The organism is Streptomyces calidiresistens, from assembly GCF_014141525.1.
GTDB classification, from domain to species: Bacteria; Actinomycetota; Actinomycetes; order Streptomycetales; family Streptomycetaceae; genus Streptomyces; species Streptomyces calidiresistens.
In genome coordinates this window covers 1-4,397 of sequence record NZ_VKHS01000475.1, presented here as the reverse complement: position 1 = coordinate 4,397, position 4,397 = coordinate 1, and the positions used below count along the sequence as shown (strand labels likewise).

Sequence of the window (4,397 nt, the reverse complement as noted above, 5' to 3'; positions counted from 1 at the left end):
CACGACGAGTGGGGCACCGACCCGTCCGGAGGGCCGGTCGGGGGCCGCCGAGCCGGGACCCCCGACCCCGCCACCCACCCACCGGCCCCGCAGAATGGCGGGATGGAGCACGGGCGGGACGAGGGCGGCGGAGGGCCGCGCGACGCGCGGGGCGGCGCCGCGGAGACCGGGACGGATGGGGTCCCCGAGCTGCTGCGGGAGCGTCCGCCGTCCCCGTTGACCGAGGTGGACGACGAGCGGTTCGCCCGGCACGGCGTGCGGCTGTTCCTCAAACGGGAGGATCTGCTCCACCCCGAGGTGGTGGGCAACAAGTGGCGCAAGCTGGTGCCGACCCTGCGGGAGGCCGTGGCGACCGGTGACCGCACGCTGTTGACCTTCGGCGGTGCCCACTCCAACCACCTGCGGGCGACCGCCGCCGCCGGACGTCTTCTGGGGTTGTCCACGATCGGTGTGGTGCGCGGGGAGGAGCTGGCCGACCGCCCACCGAACCCCTCCCTGGCGGCCTGCCTGGCCGACGGGATGCGTCCGCACTTCGTCACCCGGTCCGAGTACCGGCGCCGTGCGGACCCGGATTTCGTCGCCGGGTTGCGGAAGCGGTTCGGGCCGTTCCGCCTGGTGCCCGAGGGCGGGACGAACGCGGCGGCGGTGCGCGGTTGCGTGGTGCCCGGCAGGGAGCTGGCGGCGGCCGACCCCCGGCCGGACGTGGTGGCGGTGGCCTGCGGCACCGGCGGGACCCTGGCCGGGCTGGCGGCGGGGCTGGCCCCCGGGACGCGGGCGCTCGGCATCCCGGTGCTGCGCGGGGGCTTCCACGGGGAGGCGGTGCGCGCCCTGCAGCGGGAAGCGTTCGGCGGTCCGCGCGGGCGGTGGTCGGTGGACGACCGCTTCCACCACGGCGGCTTCGCCCGGGTGCCGGCGGAGCTGGAGGAGTTCGCGCTGGACTTCGCCGACCGCCACGGGCTGCCGTCGCTGGATCGCGTGTACGTCGCGAAGGTGCTGTGGGCACTGCGGGAGCTGACGGCAGCGGGCGCCTTCCCCCGGGGAACCGTGGTGGCCGCCGTCGTCACCGGTTGACCTCCCCGAACCGCCGGGCGGACCCGGATACTCCCGGAGGGAGCCGAAAAAGTCCAACATCCTCCGCTCCGGGCGGAATTCGTCGCCCCCGGACCACGACGGCCCGCACCTGCGGGTTTACGATGAGTGATACGGCGACAGTCCCCCGTGCGACGCGATAACGTCACGGGGCGAGCCCGTGACCATCGGGTCGCGTCATGCCGGCAAGGGGTTCACGGGCGACGTCGGGGGGCGTCGCCGTCGTGGGAGTCACAGTGGAGGTGAGGGTGTCCGAGATCCCAGGTGAGGACGGATCGCAGGACTTCGTCGAGGTTCGGCTGCCGGCGGCGGGTGCCTACCTGTCCGTACTGCGGACCGCGACGGCCGGTCTGGCCGCGCGGCTGGACTTCACGCTCGACGAGATCGAGGATCTGCGCATCGCCGTCGACGAAGCCTGCGCGATCCTGCTCCAGCAGGCGACCCCGGGTTCCACGCTGGAGTGCCGCTTCACCCTGATCGGGGACGCGCTGCGGGTGACGGTCTCGGCTCCGACCACGGAGGGCCACGCACCGGAGCGCGACACCTTCGCGTGGACGGTGTTGAGCGCGCTGGCCGGCGAGGTGGAGTCGGCCGTCGCCGAGGACCGGACGGTCAGCATCAGTCTGCACAAGAAGCGCGGCGCGGCGTCCGGGGCGCCGTGAGCGGGAGAGCGGGACCGCCACCCGAGGAGGGGGCAGAAGTGAACGCGGAAGTGAACGAGGTGGAGCGGATGGCGGGCACCGCCGTCCCGGGTCTCCGGGACACGACGGATCCGGTCGATCCCGTCGAGGCGGCCGATCCCGTCGAGACGGTCGATCCCGTCGAGGCGGCCGAGGAGCCGACCGACGCGGTCGGCTCGCCGGGGAGCGACCCCCGCCTGCCCGGCGCACGCTCCGGCTCCCGCCGCACGGGCGGGTCGGCCGACTCGCGGGACCGGGCCGCCGCCCGCGACCTGTTCGTCTCCCTGCGCGCCCTGCCCGACGGGTCGCCCGAGCGCGCCGAGCTGCGGGACCGGCTGGTGCGGATGCACCTGCCGCTGGTGGAGCACCTGGCGCGGCGGTTCCGCAATCGCGGCGAGCCGTTGGACGACCTGACCCAGGTCGCCACGATCGGTCTGATCAAGTCGGTGGACCGGTTCGATCCGGAGCGCGGGGTGGAGTTCTCCACCTACGCGACGCCGACCGTGGTGGGCGAGATCAAGCGGCACTTCCGGGACAAGGGCTGGGCGGTGCGGGTGCCGCGCCGGTTGCAGGAACTGCGGTTGTCGCTGAGCGCCGCGACGGCGGAGCTGTCGCAGTTGCACGGTCGCGCGCCGACGGTGCACGAGCTGGCGGAGCGCCTGAACACCTCCGAGGAGGAGGTGCTGGAGGGATTGGAGTCCGCCAACGCCTACAGCACGCTCTCGCTGGACGTGCCGGACACCGATGACGAGTCGCCGGCGGTGGCCGACACCCTGGGGGCCGAGGACGACGCGCTGGAGGGCGTGGAGTACCGGGAGTCGCTCAAGCCGCTGCTGGAGGAGCTGCCGCCGCGCGAGAAGAAGATCCTCATGCTGCGGTTCTTCGGGAACATGACCCAGTCGCAGATCGCGCAGGAGGTCGGGATCTCGCAGATGCACGTCTCCCGGCTGCTGGCGCGGACGCTGGCGCAGCTGCGGGAGAAGCTGCTCGTCGAGGAGTGAGCGACGGGGTTCCGCCGGTGAGCGGAACCCCGCTGCCGGACGATGCGGGGCCCGGGGCCCGCACCGCCTGTCCGGCGGGGAGGTCGTCGCCTCCCACGCCGAGGGCAACGGCCTCCCGCGCCTCCCCGATCGACGTCGAGCCGCCGCAGCGGAGGCGCGATATCACGGCGGGGTGGGCGATGGAGGGCAGGAAGGTCTCCCACGGATGGGCCACTCCGGCCGGTAGGTCGGCCCCGTGGGTTTCGGCCGTGGAGAAGAGGTTCAGTCCCGTGTAGGAGGCCACGAGCAGTCCGGCGGTCCGCCGGACGTCCACGTGGGGCCACACCTCCCCGAGCTCACGGCCGAGCTCCGGGTATGGGGCCGGCACTTTCCGCCACTCGCCGAAGGGGTTGAGTGGTTTCTCGTCGAATAGCGTGTCGATGGCTATCCGGGTTCCCGCCCGGAGCACGGGGTCACCGCGAAGTCCCCGCGCGACCTCCCGGGACATCTCGATGGCCTGCTGGAGGGGGAGGCCCCCTCCACCGAAGCGACACTCGACGTCCGTTCCGCCATGATCGCTTCGACGAGGGCCCGTGTGGACGGGAAGTGGAAGTACAGCGCCCCCTTCGTCACCCCGGCTCGCTCGATGATCTCGGCGATGGTGGTCGCCTGGTGGGCGCGTTCGCCGAGTACCTCCGCCGCCCGGGGCTTCGGTCGGAAGCCGACGACTGCCCGGGCAAACCCCACGGACTCCGCATCGCCCACGGCCCGCCGGAGATCGATCCCGCGAGGCGCGAGGTCGGGCTGGAGGGTCGCCCCGTCCGAACGACCCGCGAGGAATTCGATCTTCTCCACCACCTGGCCCGGCAACCGGAGACGGTGGCCTCCCGGCGGCAGCTGATGTCGGAGATCCGGGGAGCCCCGTCGGGTCGACGCTCGGAAGCCGCACGATCGACACCCACGTGAGCACCCTGAGGAACAAGCCGGGCTCGAAGAATCGGATCCCCACCGTCCGCGGCATTCGTTTCCGGCTCGGCCGGGGGCGACCCGCCCGGTGGGGGACGGGGAAGTCGATGCGCCGCCCCGGCCCCGTCCCCCGGGGCCGGGGCGGCGTCGGACACCGCCCGCCTCGCCGCGACCTCCGGGGCGGCTCCACGCCCGGGCCGGGGTCCGGAGCCGACGCTCGAAGGAAGCGGTGACGTCCGCTTCGTGGTGGTTCCCGCGCCTTCCCCGTCCACGGCGTCGCCGGCCGTGCTCCCCCGCCAACCGGTACACGATTCCCCTCGGCACGTCCCACGGTCGTGCCATGTCGGCCGCCGAGAGCCATGCGGTGGTGGGGGCGGGACCCCGTCCGCGATCGGCCGGTGACATCGATGTCCCCCATCGGGGACCCACCGCTGCCCGCACCCTCCGACGGGAAGCCGCTGCTGCGGATCGAGCGGGGCGACCCCTCTCCCGAGGAGCCGGCCGCCCCGACCGCCGTGCCGGTCGCCGTGACCGGCACTCCCGGTGGGGGAACCGACGCCGACCGTTCCCGACCGGCGAGGGCCGAGTGGGGACGCCGCGAACCCGTCGAGGAGGACACCCACCGGATGGGGACGACCTCCGCGGGTCCCCCATCGGCCCGGCGCGGCTCCCCCGGCGCCCG

General features: G+C 73.8%; 6 protein-coding genes. 5 read left to right on the top strand and 1 reads right to left on the bottom strand.

Annotated features, from left to right (window positions below):
- Positions 1-102 precede the first annotated feature (102 nt).
- From FOE67_RS17940 to FOE67_RS17930, 3 genes are all read left to right on the top strand, one after another.
- Positions 103-1,071 carry a 1-aminocyclopropane-1-carboxylate deaminase/D-cysteine desulfhydrase gene (locus tag FOE67_RS17940; RefSeq protein ID WP_182665509.1) on the top strand — a complete coding sequence of 323 codons (969 nt, stop codon included), beginning with the start codon at positions 103-105 and terminating at the stop codon, positions 1,069-1,071.
- A 266-nt stretch (positions 1,072-1,337) separates the two neighbouring features.
- Positions 1,338-1,751 (top strand): ATP-binding protein, encoded by a 414-nt coding sequence (locus tag FOE67_RS17935; protein WP_143624358.1) that lies wholly within the window; start codon positions 1,338-1,340, stop codon positions 1,749-1,751.
- A 38-nt stretch (positions 1,752-1,789) separates the two neighbouring features.
- Positions 1,790-2,770, top strand: coding sequence for an RNA polymerase sigma factor SigF (locus FOE67_RS17930; RefSeq protein WP_438874246.1), 981 nt, complete (start codon positions 1,790-1,792; stop codon positions 2,768-2,770).
- A 423-nt stretch (positions 2,771-3,193) separates the two neighbouring features.
- Here the strand turns inward: FOE67_RS17930 and FOE67_RS30665 are convergent, their stop codons facing one another.
- A complete protein-coding gene (locus FOE67_RS30665; protein WP_182665507.1) occupies positions 3,194-3,496 on the bottom strand; it encodes a TetR family transcriptional regulator in 303 nt (100 codons plus the stop codon).
- Between FOE67_RS30665 and FOE67_RS30660 the strand changes: the two genes are divergently transcribed.
- Together FOE67_RS30660 and FOE67_RS17915 are read left to right on the top strand one after the other, a co-directional pair.
- Positions 3,422-3,715, top strand: a complete 294-nt coding sequence (locus tag FOE67_RS30660) for a winged helix-turn-helix domain-containing protein (RefSeq protein ID WP_182665505.1) — start codon at positions 3,422-3,424, stop codon at positions 3,713-3,715. The two genes, FOE67_RS30665 and FOE67_RS30660, sit on opposite strands and share 75 nt — an antisense overlap.
- A 407-nt stretch (positions 3,716-4,122) precedes the next feature.
- On the top strand, positions 4,123-4,397 hold a 275-nt coding region (locus tag FOE67_RS17915; RefSeq protein ID WP_228474004.1), incomplete at its 3' end, for an acyl-CoA carboxylase epsilon subunit.

Bases quoted from the DNA above. Each gene is read 5' to 3' on its own strand.
- FOE67_RS17940 (WP_182665509.1), top strand. From the start codon at position 103: ATGGAGCACGGGCGGGACGAGGGCGGCGGAGGGCCGCGCGACGCGCGG.